Origin of the sequence: Marinobacterium jannaschii DSM 6295 (assembly GCF_000620085.1) — a bacterium.
Classification (GTDB): domain Bacteria; phylum Pseudomonadota; class Gammaproteobacteria; order Pseudomonadales; family Balneatricaceae; genus Pontibacterium; species Pontibacterium jannaschii.
On sequence record NZ_JHVJ01000010.1, the window covers coordinates 229,555 to 250,446 of the forward strand.

Annotated in this window: 18 protein-coding genes; 8 read left to right on the top strand and 10 right to left on the bottom strand. The window is 57.4% G+C overall.

The genetic code is table 11. From position 1 onward, the window contains the following. Positions 1-35 precede the first annotated feature (35 nt). From dinB to Q354_RS0108935, 3 genes are all read left to right on the top strand, one after another. Positions 36-1,091 carry a DNA polymerase IV gene (gene dinB, locus Q354_RS0108925; protein ID WP_027857304.1) on the top strand — a complete coding sequence of 352 codons (1,056 nt, stop codon included), beginning with the start codon at positions 36-38 and terminating at the stop codon, positions 1,089-1,091. Between the two features lie 27 nt (positions 1,092-1,118). Further along, positions 1,119-1,673, top strand: coding sequence for a nucleoside deaminase (locus Q354_RS0108930; RefSeq protein WP_027857305.1), 555 nt, complete (start codon positions 1,119-1,121; stop codon positions 1,671-1,673). A gap of 119 nt (positions 1,674-1,792) precedes the next feature. Next, a complete protein-coding gene (locus Q354_RS0108935; protein WP_027857306.1) occupies positions 1,793-3,349 on the top strand; it encodes a SulP family inorganic anion transporter in 1,557 nt (518 codons plus the stop codon). 83 nt (positions 3,350-3,432) lie between these two features. Here Q354_RS0108935 and Q354_RS25145 read toward each other — a convergent pair whose 3' ends face one another. Beyond that, complete coding sequence (locus Q354_RS25145) at positions 3,433-4,590, bottom strand: HD domain-containing protein (protein WP_051559999.1); 1,158 nt, start codon at positions 4,588-4,590, stop codon at positions 3,433-3,435. 143 nt (positions 4,591-4,733) lie between these two features. On the opposite strand from Q354_RS25145, the gene Q354_RS0108945 reads away from it, so the two are divergent. Further along, positions 4,734-4,961, top strand: coding sequence for a DUF2164 domain-containing protein (locus tag Q354_RS0108945; RefSeq protein WP_036229096.1), 228 nt, complete (start codon positions 4,734-4,736; stop codon positions 4,959-4,961). A gap of 30 nt (positions 4,962-4,991) precedes the next feature. On the opposite strand, the gene Q354_RS0108950 is transcribed toward Q354_RS0108945, so the two are convergent. Further along, the gene (locus Q354_RS0108950) at positions 4,992-6,077 is read right to left on the bottom strand and encodes a ferredoxin--NADP reductase (RefSeq protein ID WP_027857308.1); all 1,086 of its coding nucleotides are present in this window, start codon (positions 6,075-6,077) and stop codon (positions 4,992-4,994) included. 164 nt (positions 6,078-6,241) lie between these two features. Here Q354_RS0108950 and Q354_RS0108955 point away from each other — a divergent pair, with 164 nt between their 5' ends. Continuing rightward, positions 6,242-6,472: a YdcH family protein gene (locus tag Q354_RS0108955; RefSeq protein WP_027857309.1), complete on the top strand. Its 231-nt coding sequence runs from the start codon at positions 6,242-6,244 to the stop codon at positions 6,470-6,472. 88 nt (positions 6,473-6,560) lie between these two features. On the opposite strand, the gene Q354_RS0108960 is transcribed toward Q354_RS0108955, so the two are convergent. After that, on the bottom strand, positions 6,561-8,084 hold the full coding sequence (locus Q354_RS0108960) for an aldehyde dehydrogenase (RefSeq protein ID WP_156948276.1): 1,524 nt from the start codon (positions 8,082-8,084) through the stop codon (positions 6,561-6,563). A gap of 138 nt (positions 8,085-8,222) precedes the next feature. Next, positions 8,223-9,188: an NAD(P)-dependent oxidoreductase gene (locus Q354_RS0108965; RefSeq protein WP_027857311.1), complete on the bottom strand. Its 966-nt coding sequence runs from the start codon at positions 9,186-9,188 to the stop codon at positions 8,223-8,225. A gap of 226 nt (positions 9,189-9,414) precedes the next feature. Here Q354_RS0108965 and Q354_RS0108970 point away from each other — a divergent pair, with 226 nt between their 5' ends. Further along, entirely contained in the window at positions 9,415-10,320 is a 906-nt protein-coding gene (locus Q354_RS0108970) for a LysR substrate-binding domain-containing protein (RefSeq protein WP_027857312.1), read from the top strand. A gap of 101 nt (positions 10,321-10,421) precedes the next feature. Here Q354_RS0108970 and Q354_RS0108975 read toward each other — a convergent pair whose 3' ends face one another. Further along, a complete protein-coding gene (locus Q354_RS0108975) occupies positions 10,422-11,876 on the bottom strand; it encodes a two-component system sensor histidine kinase NtrB (protein ID WP_027857313.1) in 1,455 nt (484 codons plus the stop codon). Between the two features lie 260 nt (positions 11,877-12,136). Here Q354_RS0108975 and Q354_RS25150 point away from each other — a divergent pair, with 260 nt between their 5' ends. After that, the gene (locus Q354_RS25150) at positions 12,137-12,574 is read left to right on the top strand and encodes a GNAT family N-acetyltransferase (RefSeq protein WP_051560000.1); all 438 of its coding nucleotides are present in this window, start codon (positions 12,137-12,139) and stop codon (positions 12,572-12,574) included. Here Q354_RS25150 and Q354_RS0108985 read toward each other — a convergent pair. From Q354_RS0108985 to Q354_RS27320, 5 genes are all read right to left on the bottom strand, one after another. Then, a complete protein-coding gene (locus Q354_RS0108985; RefSeq protein WP_027857314.1) occupies positions 12,564-13,265 on the bottom strand; it encodes a glutamine amidotransferase-related protein in 702 nt (233 codons plus the stop codon). The genes Q354_RS25150 and Q354_RS0108985 overlap by 11 nt on opposite strands. 28 nt (positions 13,266-13,293) lie before the next feature. Further along, positions 13,294-14,463 carry an iron-containing alcohol dehydrogenase gene (locus Q354_RS0108990; RefSeq protein WP_027857315.1) on the bottom strand — a complete coding sequence of 390 codons (1,170 nt, stop codon included), beginning with the start codon at positions 14,461-14,463 and terminating at the stop codon, positions 13,294-13,296. Then, positions 14,460-15,875 carry an aldehyde dehydrogenase family protein gene (locus tag Q354_RS25155; protein ID WP_051560001.1) on the bottom strand — a complete coding sequence of 472 codons (1,416 nt, stop codon included), beginning with the start codon at positions 15,873-15,875 and terminating at the stop codon, positions 14,460-14,462. Before Q354_RS25155 ends, Q354_RS0108990 begins: the two co-directional genes overlap by 4 nt. Positions 15,876-15,895: 20 nt before the next feature. Continuing rightward, complete coding sequence (locus Q354_RS0109000; protein ID WP_027857316.1) at positions 15,896-17,275, bottom strand: glutamine synthetase family protein; 1,380 nt, start codon at positions 17,273-17,275, stop codon at positions 15,896-15,898. Between the two features lie 284 nt (positions 17,276-17,559). Next, positions 17,560-18,843 carry an NYN domain-containing protein gene (locus Q354_RS27320; protein WP_027857317.1) on the bottom strand — a complete coding sequence of 428 codons (1,284 nt, stop codon included), beginning with the start codon at positions 18,841-18,843 and terminating at the stop codon, positions 17,560-17,562. 450 nt (positions 18,844-19,293) lie between these two features. Between Q354_RS27320 and Q354_RS0109015 the strand changes: the two genes are divergently transcribed. Then, a complete protein-coding gene (locus Q354_RS0109015; protein ID WP_027857319.1) occupies positions 19,294-20,883 on the top strand; it encodes an ABC-F family ATPase in 1,590 nt (529 codons plus the stop codon). Positions 20,884-20,892: the final 9 nt, after the last annotated feature.

Here is a 20,892-nt window from a genome sequence, read left to right on the forward strand (position 1 = left end):
TAATATCTGGATAAATATCCAGTAGTTGAGTGACTATGCAACGCAAGATCATCCACTGCGATTGCGACTGTTTTTACGCCGCGGTCGAGATGCGCGACAACCCGGCGCTGGCCAGTGTGCCGCTCGCAATCGGTGGCAGCTCGGAGCGGCGCGGAGTGATTGCCACCTGCAACTATGCCGCCCGGGAGTATGGTGTACGCTCGGCTATGGCAACGGCCCATGCTCTGAAACTCTGTCCTGACCTGAAAGTGATCTCGGGCAATATGGAGACATATCGCCAGGTCTCAAAACAGATTATGGCGATATACGCCGACTATACCGACCTGATCGAACCACTGTCGCTGGATGAAGCTTATCTGGATGTCTCCGCTTCCACGCTGCATCAGGGGAGTGCGACCCTGATTGCCGAAGAGATCCGCCAGCGGGTCAGGCAGGAGGTGGGGATTACCGTCTCGGCCGGTGTGGCACCGGTAAAATTTCTGGCAAAAGTAGCCAGTGACTGGAACAAACCTGATGGTCTCTTTGTCATAAGGCCCCGGGAAGTCGCTGATTTTGTTGAGACATTGCCGGTTAAGCGTCTGTTTGGGGTGGGTGAGAAGACCGCCGCAAAACTGCAGCGACTGGGCGTTGAGAGTTGTGGTGACCTGCATCGCTTTACCCTGGCGCAGCTGGTGGAGCATTTCGGCCGTTTCGGTCAGCGCTTGTACGAGTTGTGCCGAGGCCAGGATGAGCGGCCGGTACGGGTGTCACGGGAACGAAAATCAATCAGTGTAGAACATACCTTTTCCCGCGACCTGCCCGGCCTGGAACCCTGCCTGGAACAGCTGCCCGGTATGTTGCAGGAACTGGAGCAGCGCTATCAGCGTCACCGCGACCAGCGTAGCGTGATTGGTGCGGTAGTGAAGATCAAGTTTGCTGACTTTAGCCAGACCACGGTGGAGCAATGCCACGATGCGCCGTTGCCGCCGCTGTTTGCTGCTCTGATGCAGCAGGGCTTTGCCCGTGGTAACAAGCCGGTACGGTTGCTGGGAGTGGGTTACCGGCTGGGCGAAAAAAGACAGCAGCAGGGAGTGCAACTAAGCTTGTTGTAGGCAGGCGGTGTTTTAGGGGATTGGGTAATGGAAGATCTGGAACAGCTGCAAGACCGGTTTCACAGTATGAAACCGAACGAGGACTATCATGACGAGGCCGGTGCCCGGCGGGCTTGCCTGCTGGCATTGCAGGCGCTGCGTGAGGGCAGCTACGGTGTCGGCGCGGTGATTGTCGATGCGGATAACACTATTCTGGCCGAGGGTTACAACCGGGTATTCAGTAACGGCTTCCATACCGCCCGGCATGCCGAGATGGAAGCGCTGGATGAGCTGGAACGCAACTGCCCCTATATCAGCGATCGCAGCAGCCTGAAGTTGCTGGTGACTCTGGAACCCTGCCCGATGTGCTTCAGCCGCTCGCTTATGAGCGGCATCGGCGAGGTGCGTTTTCTCTGTGCCGACCCCGATGGCGGTATGGCCAACCGTTGTGGCCATCTGCCGCCGACATGGCGCAACCTCGCCCAGCTGCAGCAACAGCGTGTAGCCCATTGCAGCGAACCGCTGAAATGCCTTGCCCGGGATCTTGCCCAGGCTAACCTGCCTCAGCTAAGACAGCAGCTTATGTTGCATATTCGCGGCTGATCACGCTCTATTCAGGCCATTTACACCAGTTTTCCTCTCTGTCGCGTTGCGGCGACAACTGTCTCTGTTATACTTCCCCGCTTTTCTATGCTGGCAAAATCCCGCGCTTAGAGGACGTAATGTTCCAGACAATTCTAACGAAATCCAACAGCCTCAAGGCTGATGTTCTTTCCGGGCTTACGGTCGCTCTGGCACTGGTGCCGGAAGCCGTAGCCTTCGCTTTTGTAGCTGGTGTCGAGCCGCTGGTCGGCCTCTACGCCGCATTTATGGTGGGCCTGATCACGGCAACGATCGGCGGCCGTCCGGGGATGATCTCCGGTGCAACCGGTGCCCTGGCCGTGGTGATGGTCAGCCTGGTTGCCATGCACGGGGTCGAATACCTGTTCGCCACCGTGGTGCTGATGGGGATATTCCAGATTCTGGCCGGGGTGTTCCGGCTGGGTAAGTTTATCCGTATGGTGCCCCATCCGGTGATGCTGGGATTCGTGAACGGTCTGGCGATTGTGATCTTCCTGGCACAGCTGAAACAGTTCCAGTTTAAGGATGAGATTACCGGTGAAATGGCCTGGCTGCAGGGTAACCAGCTCTTTATGATGCTGGGACTGATCGCCCTGACGATGGCGATTATCCACTTCCTGCCGAAGCTGACCAAGGCGCTGCCGTCCTCTCTGGTCGCCATTGTGACCGTGGCTGCGCTGGTGATCGGCCTCGACCTGGATGCCCGCAACGTGCAGGACGTCCTGCGTGATATGACCGGCGACCCGATGGCGACTATCGCCGGTGGCCTGCCGCAGTTCCATATCCCGATGGTGCCGCTGAACTTTGAAACCCTGCAGGTTATCGTGCCGTATGCACTGATTCTGGCGGCGATCGGCCTGATCGAGTCCCTGCTGACCCTGACGCTGATCGACGAGATTACCGAGACCCGTGGTCGTGGTAACAAGGAATGTGTGGGCCAGGGTGTTGCCAACGTTGCGACTGGTTTCTTCGGTGGCATGGGTGGCTGCGCGATGATCGGTCAGAGTATGATCAACATCAACTCCGGCGGTACCGGCCGTGCGTCCGGTATCTCGGCGGCATTGTTCCTGCTGGCTTTTATCCTGTTCGGCTCCAGCCTGATCGAGATGATTCCGGTCGCAGCGCTGGTGGGCGTGATGTTTATCGTCGTGCTGGGTACCTTCGAATGGGCCAGTTTCCGCCTGCTGGGCAAGATCCCGTTGTCTGACACTATTGTGGGTATCACCGTTGCGGTGGTGACTGTGCTGACCGACCTGGCGATTGCGGTGATTGTCGGTGTGATTATCTCGGCGCTGGTGTTTGCGTGGAAACATGCCAGCCACATGCTGATCGAGGTGAAAGAGGATAACGGTACCAAGATCTACCTGCCAAAAGGCCCGCTGTTCTTCGGTTCTATCCAGACTTTCCGTGACAGCTTCAACCCGCGTGAAGATGCGGATGTGGTGATTATCGACTTCGCAGAGTGTCGCGTGATGGACCATTCCGGTCTGGAGGCGATCGACGCCCTGGCTGATCGCTATGAAAAAGCGGGTAAAGAACTGCATATCCGTCACCTCAGCTCCGAGTGCCGCCGCCTGCTGGATCGTGCAGGCAACCTGGTCGAGGTGAATATGATGGAAGATCCTAGCTATAAAGTTGCGGATGACCGTCTTGCCTGATTGCAGACAGGCTGACTGAAAACGCCGGTGGGGGAGTCCTCACCGGCGTTTTTGTTTGTATCAATTGCGGGCAGCCCCGCCGCCTACTGGAGACTGGCAGGGAAAGTTTTGAACGGATAATCGCAGGCCGGTGGGAAGCGCGTTTCAAGTGTCGCCGCGATATGACTGAAGACATCGTGAATGGCATCAAAGGCATCGACCACGGCCGGATCGAAGTGCCGGCAGCGGCCTTCAACGATAATCCGGTGCGCCTGCTCATGATCCAGGCCTGATTTGTAGGGACGTTGTGAGATCACAGCATCGTAGACATCGGCGACGGCCATAATCCGCGCCACCAGCGGAATTTCCGATCCAGTCAGGCCCTGAGGGTAGCCTTTGCCATCCCAGCGTTCATGATGGCTCAGGGTGATCTGTTTGGCGATGCTCAGGAAGCGGGCGGCGTATTCGCCGGGTTCCCGCTCCAGTAGCCGCTCGGCAGACCGTACCGCGTTGTAGCCAAACAGCGCGTGATTCTTCATCTCGGCGTACTCGGTGCTGCTGAGTGGTCCCGGTTTTTGCAGTATATGGTCGGCAATCCCCACTTTACCGATATCGTGCAGGGCCGCTGACTTATAGATCAGTTCGATGACGCGGTCATCGTTCAGCTCCTCTTCGAACTCCGGCAGAAAGCGCAGGTACTCAGCCAGTGCCTTGACGTACTGCTGGGTACGCAGGATATGGTCACCGGTCGATTGATCCCGCATCCGGGCCATCGCCGCCAGGCAGAGGATGGCTGCGTCCTGTACGGTTGCCAGCTCATCGCAGAAGGTATCACATTGCTGATCGAGTAACTGATCCTGCTGATTGGCTTTCAGGCTGAGCTGCGCCAGATTGAGGTGTGTTTGAATCTTGCTGTTCAGCACCGGCTGGGTCAGAGGGGTGCAGAGGTAATCGCAGAAGCCCAGCTGCAGTATATGATCACGAAAATCCCCATCGTTGTGGTTACCCAGTACAATACAGGGGATCTGCCGTGAGGCGGCCTGTTGCAGCAGCCCGCAGAGCTGGGCAGAGGCCAGCATCTGCACCACGCTGTAGTTAACAAACAGCAGGTTGTAGTCGGCCAGGGAACAAGGTTCCGGCAGCTGTTCTGCGGTGTTCAAGCGGTATTCAGTCAACTGATGCTTGGCTGCCAGCAGTGTTGTAAAGTCCGGCGGGGATTGCTGCTTCAGATCCCGATTCAGATAAAGTACCTTAGCTTCCATAACGCCTCCACTGCGTACAACTGATCAGCTGATATGGCGTTTAGTCTGTTGCTGATCGTTCGCTTAGTCAATAGCGTTACACGGATTGTGGCAGTTAAATTACGGCCCTTATCTGTTTTAAAAAATCAAAAGAGTGTTTGAAAATGAAGATTTCAGCGGATGAAAAGGCGCGGATTATCCCGCGTATTCAGGACTATTGCAGCCGGGAGCTGGAGACTGAGCTGGGTGGCTTTGAGGCCGAATTCCTGCTCGATTTCTTTATCAAAGAGGTGGGTGATCAGGTCTATAACCAGGCACTCAATGATGTGATCGCCAGTCTTGATCTGCAGTTGGATGCGATGAAAGATAACCTCTACGCGCTGGAAAAGTAGAAGCCCGGGAGGGCCTCCCGGTATGCATCATCAGCCTGGCTCGCTTTCGACTTCGATGCTCAGCTGGGGACTGGCGGCCCAGCACTGACAGAGCAGGATCTCCCCCCGGCTGATCTGCTCCTGCTGCAGCGCCGACAGATCGCCGCGTTCCACCTCACCGTTCAACAGTCGGGCGCGGCAGCAGCCACAGGCTCCGCTCTGACAGGAGTAGGGCACATCAACCTGGTCACGCAGGGCGGCGTCCAGCAGCGATTCGTTGGGTTTGACCTCCAGCCGGAGCTGACGACCGTCGAGCTTCAGGGCGAGGTTTGCCGCCTGTCCTGAGTCGTTACCGTTACCCATGCCCGGGATAAAGTGCTCGCTCAGGATCTCTGCGGGTTCAGCCCCGAGGCTGAGCAGGGCCCGGCGGCAGTTGTTCATCATTTCGTCCGGGCCGCAGATCATATAGCAGCTTTCTACACCGCCCGGGCTGTTGCGGCGCATAAAGTTCATCACCGCCTGCATATCGATCCGGCCGCGGAGTCCCTGCCAGCGCCGGCAGCGTTTTAATACCCGGCTGAGGGGATTGCTGATCGGCTGACTCAGGCTGTGACTGATGACCAGGCGCGAGCCGTAGCGCTGTTCCAGCTCGGTCAGCTGGTCGAGCTGGATAATCTGGCGCTGGTCGCGGCTGCCGTACAGCAGAAACAGGCGACTGCCGGGTTCGCGCTGCAGCACAGTGCGAATGACCGACAGCAGCGGGCTGATGCCGCTGCCTGCAGCGAACAGATAGTAGTGACGTGATGTGGCCCGGCTGGGCGGCGGCGTGAATCCGCCCATCGGCGATGATACCTGCAGCCTGGCGCCTGTACGCAGTTTTCGGCACAGCCAGCGCGATGCCTCTCCGCCCGGGACCTCCTTCACCGTCAGCTGCAGACTGCCGAACTGGTCCGGACTGCTGCTGATCGAGTAACTGCGCTGCAGCTCCTTGCCATCGATGTTCAGCTTCAGGGTGACGAACTGGCCGGGCACAAAGCGAAACTGTTCGCGCAACGATGCCGGACGCTCCAGCTCGATACAGATACTGTTGGCTGTGGTGCGGTGAAGTCGTTGTACTTCTAGCGGATATAATTGCATGTAACCATCCCTGTCTGTGACGATCTGTTTCTGCGCCGCCGGGCGCTGTGGCGGCGTCTGGTCCGGCTGGCTACACTTTAACTGTGGGCGTCTGATCAATGTAGCTGAATTTGCTATCAGTTACCGCTTTAACTGATGGCCAACCATCTTCGATGGAGAGCCCTATGTCAGATCTGAATCACAGCCTCTATGCCGACTTTCCGGAACACCGCGAACGCATCCATCAGCTGAAACAGGAGAATGAAGAATTTGCCCGTCTTGCCGCCGAGTATCACAAGATCGATCACAATGTGCGTGGACTGGAAAACGCTCATGTGCCGACCACCGATCAGCGCTATGAGGAGCTCAAACTGCGTCGTGTACAGCTAAAGGACACCTTGTTCCGGATGATATAGGAGAGTGTGGTAACCACTCAACCTGATGATTCAACCGCCCACTTTGCAGTGGGCGGCGCTGTTTCTGGGGTTTTCTTTTCGCGGGGGATCAGTCCAGCTTGAGCCAGGCCGATTTACTCTGGGTGTAGCCCAGCAGGCAGTCGAATGACTTATCGCGGGTGTTGCCGGACTGCTTATAACCGCCGAATGGCTGGGTCATATCGCCGTCGCCGAAACAGTTCAGCCACACCACGCCGGCCTCCAGCGCGCGGGTCATGCGGTGGGCGCGGTTCAGGTCGGAGGTCCAGACACTGGCGGCCAGGCCGTAGATGGAGTCGTTGGCGATCTGCAGTGCTTCGGCTTCATCGCGGAATGTCATTACGGCTGCCACCGGGCCAAAGACCTCATCGCGGGCGATACTCATATCCGAGCTGACGCCGGTGAACAGGGTCGGGCTGACAAAGGCGCCCTGATCCATGCCGACCGGTGCGGCACCACCGCAAGCCAGTTGCGCACCTTCGCTGCAGGCGCGGTCGATATGACCCAGTACCCGCTGCTGGTGGATGCGGCTGACTAGGGGGCCCAGGCTGGTGGCCGGGTCCAGCGGGTCGCCCGGCTGGTAGGCCTGCTGGCCACGCTCGACCAGGCGGCTGACGAATGCGTCATGGATCGATTCATGCACCAGCAGGCGGGAACCGGCATTGCAGACCTGTCCGGCGTTATCGAAAATTCCGCCATAGGCGTAATCGACCGCCGTATCCAGGTCGTTCAGGTCGGGCATAAAGATCTGCGGGCTCTTGCCACCGGTTTCCAGTGCCACCCGTTTCAGGTTGGACTGACCGGCGTAGATCATGATCTGTTTACCGACAGCGGTCGAGCCGGTGAAACTGATCTTGGCCACGTCCATATGCTGAGCCAGCGCCTTACCGGCCACCGGGCCTTCGCCATTCACCACATTGAAGACGCCCGGTGGGCCCCCGGCCTCAACAAACAGCTGGGCCATGCGCAGGCAGCTCAGCGGGGCTTCCAGTGCAGGCTTCAGTACCACGCAGTTTCCGGCGGCCAGGGCCGGGGCGACTTTCCAGGCGGCCATTAGTAGTGGGTAGTTCCAGGGTGAGATCGCGCCGACCACGCCCAGTGGCTCGCGCTCGATCATATGCAATGCGCCGCGGTCGGTATTGGTCACCGAACCCTGCAGCTTGTCGATGCACTCGGCAAAGTAGCGGTAGGTGGAGACCACTTCCGGCAGGTCGATATTGAGGGCGTCACCGATTGGCTTACCCATATCGAGGCTTTCCAGCAGAGCCAGTTCGGCGCTGTTGTCTTCGATCAGCTGGGCCATCCGGGTGAGGATGGTGATCCGCTCGCGCGGTGCCATAAAGCGCCAGCGGCCGTCCTGCCAGGCAGCTTTGGCACTGGCGACGGCGCGGTTGATATCGGCTTCGCCGCCACAGGCGACCTGTGCGATCACTTCGCCGTTGGCAGGGTTAATCGTGTCGGCCAGGCTACCGTCGAGGGCGTCGATAAAGTCACCGTCGATAAACAGGCCGGTTTGCGGTGCGAGCGCCGCCGCCAGGCCCTGCCAGTCGCTGTGCTGCAGGCTGGTGATGTCACTGATATCAGATAATGCCATAACTGACTCCGCTGATTGGAACCCCTGAACAGGGCTGTCAGGGTCCGGAGGCTCTGACCGGTCTGAGTGCCTGAAGGCTTTGTTCACGGGTTCCTTGAATTAAAAAGGGCGGCCGGCTTCGGCCCGGCCGAGCAAAAATCAGGCCGCGTCGCGACCCTTTGGGGTGATCTCAGCGCCTGGCTCTTCCGGCTCGTCGTCGACCATTTCAGCCGGGAAGCCTTTGGCCAGAACCTGCACGTCGCAGGCGTCTTCCAGGCGCTTGATGATATTCGGCGACCATTCGCGGGCGCCGTAGCGGTGCTGGCCGTCTTTAAAGATATTCAGTACCAGAGGCGAGATCTCCAGCGGTACTTCAAGGCTCTGGCCGAGGCTGTCGAACAGGCCGACATCCTTGATCACCAGATCCATGGTGAAGTTAATATCGCGGCTGCCGTTGAGGATCACCTGGGATTCGGTTTCGTGGACGAAGGAGTTGCCGGAGGAGATGCGGATCGCCTCATAGGCAGTGGCCATATCCATACCGGCTTTCTTCGAGACGGTCAGCGCTTCTGCCAGCGAGCAGAGGTTAACGGTGGCCAGGTAGTTGGTAACGACTTTCAGCACCGATGCCGAACCGATCGGGCCGGTGTGCAGTACCCGGCGACCCAGGGTCGTCAGGATTGGCAGTACACGCTCGAATGTCTCGCGTTCGCCGCCGGCCAGAATGGCGATATTGCCGGTGGCGGCGCGATGGCAACCCCCGGAGACCGGGCTGTCCATGGCGCTGGCGCCGGTAGCGGCAACTTTCTCGGCCAGACGGCGTACTTCACCCTCGTCGGTGGTGCTCATCTCCAGCCAGACTTTGCCCGGCTGCATCGCTTCCAGGATGCCCGCCTCGCCTTCCATCACCTCGGCGCAGATTGCCGGGGAGGGCAGGCAGGTAATCACAACATCGACTTTTTCGGCCAGCTCGCGGGCCGAGTCGGCCCAGTCCGCGCCAGCGTCAAGGAAGGGCTGGGCAAGTTCGAGGTTGAGGTCGCGTACCGTGAGGTTATAACCGTTTCTCAGCAGGCTGCCTGCCAGTTTTCCGCCGACGTTGCCAAGACCAATAAATCCGACTTTCATAACAAACCCTCGTAATTATTTTTATCGCCGTTGTTAAATGAATCTCTCCGCAGCGGGAGGTTGAAAAACAGGCTATTCCTGTATCGAAACCGCAACCATTGATGTTTTTTTTCAGAAACGGTAAAAAAAATTGACCAAACGACAGGGCTCATAATTTTCTTTACCAGTGCCGGGCGGTTGTGCTGTGATGCGGGACGAGCCAGTAAATTCAGCTGAGAGGACGCCGATGGCGGGATCAGTAGATTTCCGGAAACTACCGCCGTTAAAGGCATTGAAAGGATTTGAGGCGGTGGCGCGGTTGTTAAGTGTGCGTCGGGCGGCGGAAGAACTTAACCTGACCCATCCGGCCGTCAGCCATCAGGTTCAGCAGCTGGAGCAAGACCTGGGCGTTAAGCTGTTTGCCCGTCAGGGACGTAATATCGTCCTGACCGATGAGGGCGAGCGTTATTACATCTGCGTGCAGGGCGCGCTGGAGCAGCTGGTGCTGGGTTCGGATGCGATGCGTCGGCAGTCGCAGCAGCCGGCATTGCGGGTGCAATCCTACATCACCTTCTCGGTGCGCTGGCTGGCGCACCGCCTGACCCGCTTCCGCAGCCAGTATCCGCATATAGAGCTGCATCTGATGACATCCGGTAATGGCTGGGAGTTTGATGAGGCCCATGCCGATATCGGCATTATCTACCACCGGGGAACGCTGCCCGAGCACCTGTACTGGGTTAAGCTGTTTGACTCCGAACTGTTCCCGGTCTGCAGTCCCTCCCTGCTGGAGGGCTGTGAGGAGCCGCTGACGCCGCAGCAGCTGACAGGCTATCCGCTGTTGTCGGTTTATACCGAAGAAAAACACTGGAACTGGCAACGCTGGTTCAGTGCCTGTGGGGTCACAGAGCGTCAGGCGATCACACCGGTAATGGTGGATACGCTGGTGGTGGCGCTGGAGATGGCGATTAACGGCGAGGGCATAGCGCTGGTCAATGGTCCGCTGGTAAACGATGACCTGGCATCCGGGCGACTGGTCCGGCCATTTGATCTGGCAGTTGAGGGTGAAGGAAGCTGGGGGCTGGTGTGCCGTCGTGAGCTGTTACAAAACCCTCAGGTGCAAACCTTTATCGGCTGGCTACAGCAGCAGCTTTGAGTGACGATCGCATCTGGAATGATGCCTGAATGATCTGACCGAGCAGAAAAAAGGCGCAGATCCTGCGGGATCAGCGCCTTTTTGTTTTTTCGGCTATCGGCCTATTTCAGTTCCAGCTGCAGATGGAAGGTGCTGCCTACGTCCGGATCGGACGTGACGGCGATATGGCCCTGGTGCTGTTCGGTCATGATGTAGTGACAGAAAGAGAGACGCTTACCGGCATCGTAGGTTTCGACGCCATCCGGGCTGCTGAAGAACGGCTCGAACAGGTACATCTGTTCATCCGGTGTCAGGCCTTTGCCGTTGTGCTGGATCTTGATCGCCAGTGCGTCGTAGCACTCGGCGATCTGGATACGGATCAGCGGACGTCTGCCCAGCTCGTCGTTCTGGGCAATGGCTTCACAGGAATGACGCAGGATACTGAGGAATACCTGCTGCAGTTCGGTGACGTAGCAGGGAATCGACGGCAGGTCGTCCTGATAGTGGCGTTCGATCTCAATATCTTTAAAACGCAGGCCGGAGGGGGAGGAGAGCACGCTGTTGGCGTGTTCCAGGGTGTGATCCATCAGGTCAACGATATCGGTGGACTGTTTCTCATCGCTGCGACCGCGGGAGAAGTGCAGCAGGTTGGCAACGATTTTCGCCACATCCTGGCCTTTCTCCGCTGCATCGGACAGCAGGTTGCCCAGTTTGGTCATCTCCTCAGAGTCGCCATTGTTTCCGGACAGCAGACTGCCTTTGGTCAGCATGGTCTGGAAGACCTGCAGGTCAAACAGGATCGCCTGCAGCGGTGCGCTGATATCGTGCGCCATCGAGGCGGCCAGCTCACTCATGGAGGACATCTTGTCGCTGTTGATTAGTAGGTTTTCCGTCTGGGTCTGTTTCGATACGTCATCGATCAATACCACCACGCCGTTCTCATCCTGCTCGCGTAGCGGATAGACCGTAATCTCGAAGTGATAGAGGCCATGCTGGCTGTGGCGGATCGAAATCGGCTCTTTGCTGGCCAGTACTTGCTTGATCTTATCCTGGGAGATCGTAACCGTTGGTAATACTTTCCACAGGTTTTTGCCGATGGCGTCGTCTGCCTTGATATTGGAGATCTCTTCGGCACGCTTGTTCCACTGTGTGATCGCGCCCTGCTCATTGAGGCCGATCAGCATCAGCGGCATCGACTTCAGGATATCCCTGATGTAGTTCTCAGAACTGCGCAGGCGGTTAGTAGTGATAACGTGCTGGGCGATCTCTTTCTCCAGCAACTGGTTGGATTCCTGCAGCAGTTTGTTGGAGCGGTCCAGTGTCTCGGTGCGCTCCTGTACCCGCTCTTCAAGCTGGCCGCGGATCTCGGTCAGCTCCGCATTGGCTTTATGTGCCTTGCGGCGGGTAAAGAACAGGTTGATCACTACCAGTGACAGGATGATGATCAGGGTGCCGCTGGTCCAGTTGGCCAGGTGTTGCCAGTTGGTTTTGCCGTGTTCATCCTTAAACAGATTGATTCCGGCGTAGAGCAGGTCGCTCTGGAGCAAAGCAAAGCAGGCAAATAGGTATTTGGTCATTACGATTTTTCGATCATCCGGAGAGTCGTTATCTGTCGGCGCGGTGCAATATGCCCGTTTCCGGGCGACTGCGTTAATCCCTTGGGGACAGAGCCACAGAACCACAAATATGGGCCTTAGTATGCTTTATTCATCACCAGATTACTAACGCTGACAGGGGCGTTATGGCATGGAATTTCAGTAATTTGGGCGCTGTGGATAATGAAACGGTTAATTACGATAGCGGTGACAGATACTTTTGAACCTGAGGGCTTTCATGGATGAAACTCGAACTGATTAAAGTTATGGAATTGGGCGCTGAAGAGAGGCTGGTAAAGCATAATATGGCCGAAGATTACAGACGCCATAATATCGTCTGGGATGATGCTGGTTTTCGCCAGTGCTGGACCGAGACCGAAAACTATGGCTTGCGCTGGAGCGGTTTTGAGGTTGGTTTGTTGAGTCTGGATGAGGATGCCCAGGCGCTTTACATTCGTAACCTGCAAATTGTCGAACCCTTTCAGGGGGAGGGCTTCGGGGCTGCGGCTTTAGACGTATCTCTGAAACTGGCAAGACAGCGCAATAAGCAATGGTTGCGGTTAAGGGCTTTTACCGACAGCCGGGCTTTGTCGCTGTATCGGCGGTTTGGGTTTGAGGCGGTAAAGACAGAAGGTGCCTTCACCGCCCTGCAGTGTCGGGTCGACCCGCTTAAGCGCTGAAGAAATTGATAATCCACTGAGCGCATTTAAGATTGTCCGGCTCCGCCTGCAACGAGTGCAGCGCTTCGCGGATGCGGCTGGCCGGGATACGGTCAGCCCGGGCCTGACACAGTGCAGCAGAGTAGGCAGGGCTGAATTCCGGGTGGCCCTGGATACCGAGCATGTGCTCGCCAACCTGCAGCATAAAATGCGGACAGAACTGGCTGGAGGCCAGCACCCGGCTGTTGTCGGGCAGGCCAGTGACCTGGTCCTGATGGCTGACAATCAGGTCCAGCTCGGGCTGAAAGGGTTCCATCCAGTGGGTCTGCAGGTCGATCTGATTGAATGAGACGCCGATGCCCCAGCCGCGCTCGGAGCGTTCCACCTTGCCGCCGAAGGCTTTGGCGATCAGCTGGTGGCCGTAGCAGATCCCGACAAACTTCCTGCCCGCCCTGTCCAGCTGACGCAGGTAGGCTTCCAGTTCCAGGCTCCAGGGCAGTTCCTCGTAGACGCTGGCCCGGCTGCCGGTGGATATATAGCCGTCACATTCGGCCGGGTCGGCCGGATACTCGCCACTGCGCACATCATAAATCGCGAAACTCAGATCCGTGCGAACCTGTCGCAACAGCCGCTGCAGCTTTTGCGGATAATTCTCAAAACCTCCCTGCACGGTATCGGGGATATCATCACATTGCAGAATTCCGATCTTCATAGTGCTGCGGTTCTCCGGCGCTTCGGTATTAGAGAACGCCCAGTATAGCGTTGCGGCAGATAGAGCTGTACTGCTGTGCCGAAAAGCTCACTGGATTACCGGCCGCGCTGGGGTCGAGCACGGCCATACGGCCGATCCGGTCGGGGTCGTAGCGATCGATACCGATCTCACTCAGCGAATGGGGAATGCCGACCGTGGTTCTCAGATCGATGATCCAGCTGAGAAAGCAGTCGAAGCTGCGCTGCTCCAGCCCCAGGTAATCACAGCAGCGCAGGGTAATGGGAGTAATGGCGCCGCGGTTGGCATAAAGCACGTAGGGCATCAGGATGGCGTTCAGCAGGCCGTGATGCGCGTTGTAGATGCCGCCAATGGTATGGGCCAGCGCGTGCATCGCCCCCAGGCCTTTCTGGAAGGCGGTTGCGCCCATCGTTGAGGCGACCAGCATCTGTAGGCGGGCTTCCAGATTGCCGCCATCTTCCACCGCTTTGGGCAGGTTTTCACGGATCAGTCGGATCGCCTCCAGCGCGATGCCATCGGCCATCGGGTGAAAGCCCGGGGCGCAGAGGGCTTCGAGGTTGTGGGAGAGGGCGTCCATGCCGGTGGCGGCTGTTAACGCGGTGGGCAGGCTGACCGTCAGTTGCGGGTCGAGAATCACCCGTTTTGGCAGCATATCCGGATGGAAGATGATGCGCTTAACCTGTCGCTGCTGATCGGTGATCACCGCTGCCCGGCCAACCTCTGAGCCGGTGCCCGCCGTGGTGGGGATGGCGATAACCGGGGCAATCGCAGCGGCGTCGGCATAGGTCCAGTTTTCGCCGCTGTCTTCAAACTGCCACAACGGCAGCGACTGGCCACTCATCAGGGCGACCGCCTTGGCGCAATCCAGGGCCGAGCCGCCACCGATGGCGATGATGCCGTCATACTGGCCGAAGCGATAAGCCGCCACCCCGTCCGATACGTTCTGCTCGGTTGGATTGCTGTCTACTTTACTGAACAGGCCACAGTGCAGGTTGTGGCAGATACAGTGTTTTATGGCGCAGGCTACCATCTCGCTGGTAGCCAGTGCCGGATCGGTGACCAGCATAGGGGCATGTATTCCCAGTTGTTTGCAGCAGCTGGCCAGATGCTGGATAGCGCCGCAGCCCACGAGAATTTCGCTGGGATAATGCCACTGTGCCCGAAGCGTGTTCTGGCTCATGGTTCGTTCTCCGGGGTTACCCTCGGTGGGCCATTGAGGTTATAGGATTGGGGGCGGGTCAGTTGCTGGTAACCCAGTGATGACAGGCTGCAGCCGCGGCCTGAACCTTTGGTACCGCTCCAGGCCAGGGCCGGGTCCAGATAATCACAGCGGATCAGAAACAGTGTGCCGCAGTGCAGCCGGTTGCCGATGTTCACGGCGCTGTCGATATCGCGGCTGTAGAGCGCGGCTGTCAGGCCATAGTCGCTGTCGTTCATCAGCCGGATCGCTTCGTCGTCATCGGCAACCTGCATGATCCCAAGCAGTGGTCCGAAGGTTTCCTCGGTCATCAGTGTCATGCTGTGATCGGCATGGGCAATTAGTTGCGGTGCCAGATAGGCGCTGCCGGGCTGGTCGGCGCTAAACCTAGCGCTATCTAGCAACGCAACGCCGCCTTTCGCCAGAGCATCGGCGGCCTGTGCCCGCACCCGCTGCGCGGCCCGGGCGTTCACCATCGGTCCGAGTACGGTATCCGGGTGATCAGGCCGCCCCGGCTGATAGTGATAGGCGGCTGCAACGGCGCGGTCGATAAAGGCCTGACAGATATCTTTATGCAGGTAAAGGCGCTCAATGGCGCAGCAGGACTGTCCACTGTTATAAAAAGCGCCTTCCAGCACAGAGGCCACCGCCAGATCCAGATCGGCATCAGGCCGCACATAGGCCGGGTCTTTACCGCCCAGCTCCAGCGTCAGGCTCTTGAACTGGCCGGCCAGTGCGTGCTCGATCGCATCACCGCCGGCATTGGAGCCGGTGAAGCTGATATGGTCGATACGTGAATCTGCCGCCAGTGCCAGGCTCTGCTGATGGTCCAGATAGAGGTACTGGAACACCCCGTCCGGTAATCCGGCCTGACGGAAAGCGCCGGCCAGGCGTTCGGCGCACAGGGGCGTTTGGGAAGAGGGCTTCAGCAGCACGGTATTGCCCGCCATCAGGGCCGGTATCAGGGTGTTGACGGTGGTCAGGTAGGGGTAGTTCCAGGGCGCGATCAGCAGGCAGTTGCCCAGTGGCCGGTGCCTGATGTAGCGCCGCTGCTGCGGCGAATCTGCCAGCTCTGTCGGTGCCAGGGCCTGTTCGGCGATACTGATCATATAGCGTGCCCGTTCGATAAAGCCGGAGACTTCGCCTGCCCCCTGGCTTATCGGGCGTCCCATCATCCAGCAAAGCTCGCGGGCAATATCGGCTGACGCGGCGCTGACAGAGTCCAGCATCTTCAGGCAATAGGCCGCCCGCTGTGGCAGTGCCAGCTGCTGCCATTCGGCCTGGGCATCGCAGGCGCGCTGAAGTGCTTGCTCGATCTCTGTGTCATTGGCGTATTCCCGGCAGAGGAATACCGAGTTATCGACCGGGGAGAGGGTTTCAAATCTGGTCTGCATCCGCGTACTCCTTGATCCCGTCAGATAATTTCAAAGTAACGTTGCAGTTCCCAGTCAGTAATATGCTGACGAAATGCCTGCCATTCCCACTCCCGGGTGTTGGCGTAGTGTTCGATAAACGGGTCCCCGAACAGCAGGCGGGCGGTTTCTGACTGGCGCAGCGCCGTAGTCGCCTCGATCAGCGTCGTTGGCAGCGCCAGGTGTGCCGGGTGCTGCTGGTCATAGGCGTTGCCGCTGACCATCGCGGCCGGCTGCAGTTTCTGTTCGATACCGTAAAGCCCGGCTGCCAGGGTCGCGGCCAGCACGATATAGGGGTTGGCATCGGCGGACCCCAGGCGGAACTCGACGCGCTGGGCCTTTGGCTGTCCGGGAATCACCCGCAGGGCTGTAGTACGGTTTTCTATCCCCCAGGTGGCGTCAGTCGGCGCCCAGTAACCCGGGACCATGCGTGAGTAGGCGTTGACGGTTTGTGCCATCATCGCCAGCAGTTCCGGCATCAGTTGCTGTTGTCCGGCAACAAAGTGACGCTGTATCTCACTCATGCCATAAGGCTGGTCGGCGGCGTGGAAGCTATGCGCTGCGCTGTGCTTATCCTGCAGGGAGAGGTGGATATGGCCGGACTGGCCAGGATATTCGTTGGACCAGCGGGCCATGAAGGTGGCCATCATCTGCTGGCGCTGGGCCCATACCTTGATAAAAGTTTTGAATAACGCCGCCTTGTCTGCCGCGTTCAGTGCACTGTCCACATTAATGGCGGCTTCGAGCACTCCGGGGCCGGTTTCGGTGTGGATACCCTCAATAGGGAAATCCATCGCTTCGGCCAGTTGCAGAATCTGTTGATAGAGCTCGGCATGGCTTGAGCTGCGCAACAGCGAGTAGCCGAAATAGCCGGGTGTGATCGGTTTCAGGTTCCGAAAGCCTTTTTCCCTGACGGAGTCGGGTGTTTCGGCAAACAGGAAAAACTCATATTCAAAGGCGGCATGAACCCTGAAACCCATGTCGTCGGCGTGTTGCAGGACCCGCTTAAGCAGATTGCGGGGACAAAACTGGGCAGCTTCTGCGTCGAACTCGCAGAGAAAAAGCAGCATGTCGCCTTCCAGCGGCAGGTTGCGACAGCTGTCGGCAACAATCCTGACCGGTGCATCGGGGTAGCCTGTATGCCAGCCGGTGTATTCCACCTGCGGGTTCTCGTAGAGCTGGTCGTTGCTGTCCCAACCCAGAACTACATCACAGAAGGAGAAACCGTTGTCGAGGGAGGAGAAAAACTTCTCCCTACTCATATACTTACCGCGCAGTACACCGTCGATATCGTGCAGGCCGACCTTGATATGACTCAGGCCCCGGGCCTCGACCAGTCGTTTGGCATCCGCCACCGTTTTTACATCGCGGGCATCCATCATCTGTAAACCCTCTCTGCGTGACCTGTAACAAAAACTGAACAGTTGTCTCCCTTAAAGCTAGTTCAGCTTTTGCCTTAAGGTGTGATTGATTTACGACAACCGTGCGACCTGTGCTGTTGGAATGTCGGAAAGGTGAAGTGCTGCTGATCGTTCAGGGGGCTTTGCTAAGCGGATGGATGCAGAATGTCGGGAGCGGCTGGTGGGATTGGTTGTGCGTAAAAAGGCTGCCATCGGGCAGCCTTCAGATGCGGGTTACGGCCTGCCGGAGCAGGCCTGCAGCGGATTCAGGCTTTGCAGCCAAACCACTGCGCCAGCAGTTCAATATCGTCCTGAGACAGGTTGATCTGCGCGCGGTCGCCGAAGTTAAGTGTTATATCGAGGAAGTTGCGTGCCAGTATCTCCGCTTTTTCCTCGCCATTGCTGCCCAGATAGTGGCCAAAGGAGGAGTAGCCCCAGAGAATGAAGTTGATCGTCTGGCGGGCGATGACAATATTGTTGTCACGGCACTGGTCCCGTACCGTTTTACTGACCCGGGAGAGGTTGAAGCCGTTCTGGTTGACCTCATCGGCGATGCTCTGGAAGACAAAACGATAATCATCCGGCAGCAGGTAAGGGGTATCCAGAATCTCATGCAGCTTGGTCGCCAGCGGTTCCAAAGTCGGGTACATGGTTCTGAAAATACTGCGGGTATCCTCAAACTCACTCTGTACCGGGCTTGGTTTCGGGTGGCGCTGAGGATCGTAGATCTGGCCGTTCTCAATTTTCAGGCCATCGAGATCGAGGCTCTGGACGAAGCGGGTGAAGTTCTCGTGACCGCACCAGTCCGGGGCCAGTCCCATATCGCGAATGGATGTCTGGGTCGCCAGGTTTCCGACCAGCAACGGACCGGCGGCATTTTCCACATGCTCTTTGATCAGTTCGGCGCAGTGCCCGGCAATCTCGGTAACATCGATCTGGGTGAACAGGTCTTTTAGCTCTTCGATGGTCTCTTCAGCCGCATCCTTGACCGCCGGCGCGGGTTTAGCGCTGGTAATAGCAGGATGGATCTGCTGGTTCAGCAGTACCTCATCGAAGAACTGTTCCAGGTTATAGACCTTATCGGCGCAGGAACGGTAGGCCGCAGAGGCGAATCCGGCAATCAGCAGGCAGGTACGCTTATCGAAGGTACGCAGGCGCTGCAGCATGGGACGGAAATCGGCGTCGGCGGACATGATGATAAACTCATCGTAATCGACGGCATGGCTGATCAGGTCGACCATATCCAGCACCATATGGATATCGGCGCTGGTTTTCCCCTGGTTGGTCACCGGCGGGCAGTCTATGACATCAAAGCCGGAACGGGTGAAGTAGGGGGAGTAGTCGCCGAAACACTTGGGGTTCAGGTAGACCTTGCGAACCAGTATCCGGCGGCGGCTGTCAGCTTCTTTACCTGAATATTCAGGAATGGCCCGCTCCAGCCAGTCGATCAGTTTAGAGGGGTTTTGTGCAAAGTCCTGAGCATAGTCAGAACCCTGGCTCTGCAGGCTGAGAAAGATATTGTCGAAATCGACAAAAAGGGCGCTTTTCATTCAGTGCCATCCTTAGGAATCATTATCCCTAATTGTTTTGCCATCTGTCCCCTATGAGATTCATACGGGTGGCGGGAATGGAATTGTCTCTGATCCTTGTCCGCTGATAGATATCAGGATTGAAAACCTGAAAAGATCAGTGGCAATCGTCGATCAGATACAAATGATAAAATCCGGGATTTGTAACTGCGTTACTGTAACCAATGTCATTGGCGAATGACTCAGCTAAGCTTCTGATTTTTAAATTATTTACTGATTGATCATTTTTCCTTCCGGGATCGCTTACCCTCAGCTGCAGGGCTGCCCCGGGCAGTTTCAGGGCCTGATCGCTTTCCCCGTTCATATGAAGTTGGCATAATGCGCCGTTTATTTATTCTGAAGGCATTTTGGCAAGGTTCGCCGTTGCTGAAATGTCCGCTTTAAACGCTTACTAACTTCCGGATCACGACATTGCTTACAACCGCGAATATCACCATGCAATTTGGCGCCAAGCCGCTGTTTGAAAACGTTTCAGTCAAGTTTGGCGAAGGCAATCGCTACGGTCTGATCGGTGCCAACGGTTGTGGCAAGTCCACCTTTATGAAGATCCTTGGCGGTGATCTGGAAGCATCGGCGGGCAATGTCTCTAAGGATCCGAATGAGCGGATCGGTAAACTGAAGCAGGACCAGTTCGCCTACGAAGAGTACAGCGTGATCGACACGGTAATCATGGGTCATGAAGAGCTGTGGAAGATCAAGGCCGAGCGTGATGCGATCTATTCCAATCCGAATATGACCGAAGAGGACGGTATCCGCGCCGCCGAGCTGGAAGGTGAGTTTGCCGAGATGGATGGCTACACGGCTGAATCCCGTGCCGGTGAATTGCTGCTGGGCGTGGGTATTCCGCTGGAGCAGCACTTTGGCCCGATGAGCGAAGTGGCACCGGGCTGGAAACTGCGTGTACTGCTGGCCCAGGTACTGTTCTCCGATCCGGATATCATGCTGCTCGACGAGCCGACCAACAACCTGGATATCAATACGATCCGCTGGCTGGAAGGGGTGCTGAACGAACGTAACTGCACCATGATCATCATCTCCCATGACCGTCACTTCCTGAACAGCGTCTGCACCCATATGGCAGATCTGGACTACGGTGAGCTGCGGGTATACCCGGGCTCCTACGATGAGTACATGACCGCCTCCACCCAGGCCCGTGAACGCCTGCTGTCTGACAATGCCAAGAAAAAGGCTCAGATCGCTGACCTGAAATCCTTTGTAAGCCGCTTCTCCGCCAACGCCTCCAAGTCGAAGCAGGCGACCTCCCGTGCCAAGCAGATCGATAAGATCCAGCTGGAAGAGGTGAAGCCTTCCAGTCGTCAGAACCCGTTCATCCGTTTTGAACAGACCAAAAAGCTGCACCGTCTGGCGCTGGAAGTGGAAGGCGTGGCGAAGTCCTTTGATGAAACGCTGTTCTCCGGCCTCGACCTGATGCTGGAAGTCGGTGAGCGCGTTGCCGTTATCGGGCCAAACGGCATCGGCAAATCCACCCTGCTGAAATGTCTGGTCGGTGATCTGGAGCCGACGGCAGGTGAGATTAAGTGGTCTGAGAACTCAGAGTTTGGCTACTACGCTCAGGATCACGCGGCTGACTTTGAAGAAGATAAGACGCTGCTGGACTGGATGTGGCAGTGGGGCAAAGAGGACGATGATGAGCAGGTGATCCGCGGTACTCTGGGACGCTTACTGTTCTCGCAGAAAGAGATCAATAAATCGGTCAAAGTGATCTCCGGTGGTGAACAGGGGCGTATGCTGTTCGGTAAGATGATGCTGCAGCGTCCGAATATCCTGATTATGGATGAGCCGACCAACCACCTGGATATGGAATCGATCGAATCTCTTAACCTGGCGCTGGAAAACTATGAGGGCACGCTGATCTTCGTCAGCCATGACCGTGAGTTCGTTTCCTCGCTGGCAACCCGAATCATCGAGCTGACTCCGACCGGCATCGTCGACTTCCGTGGCAGCTACGACGACTACCTGCGCAGCCAGGGCGTGAACTGATCTGCCCCG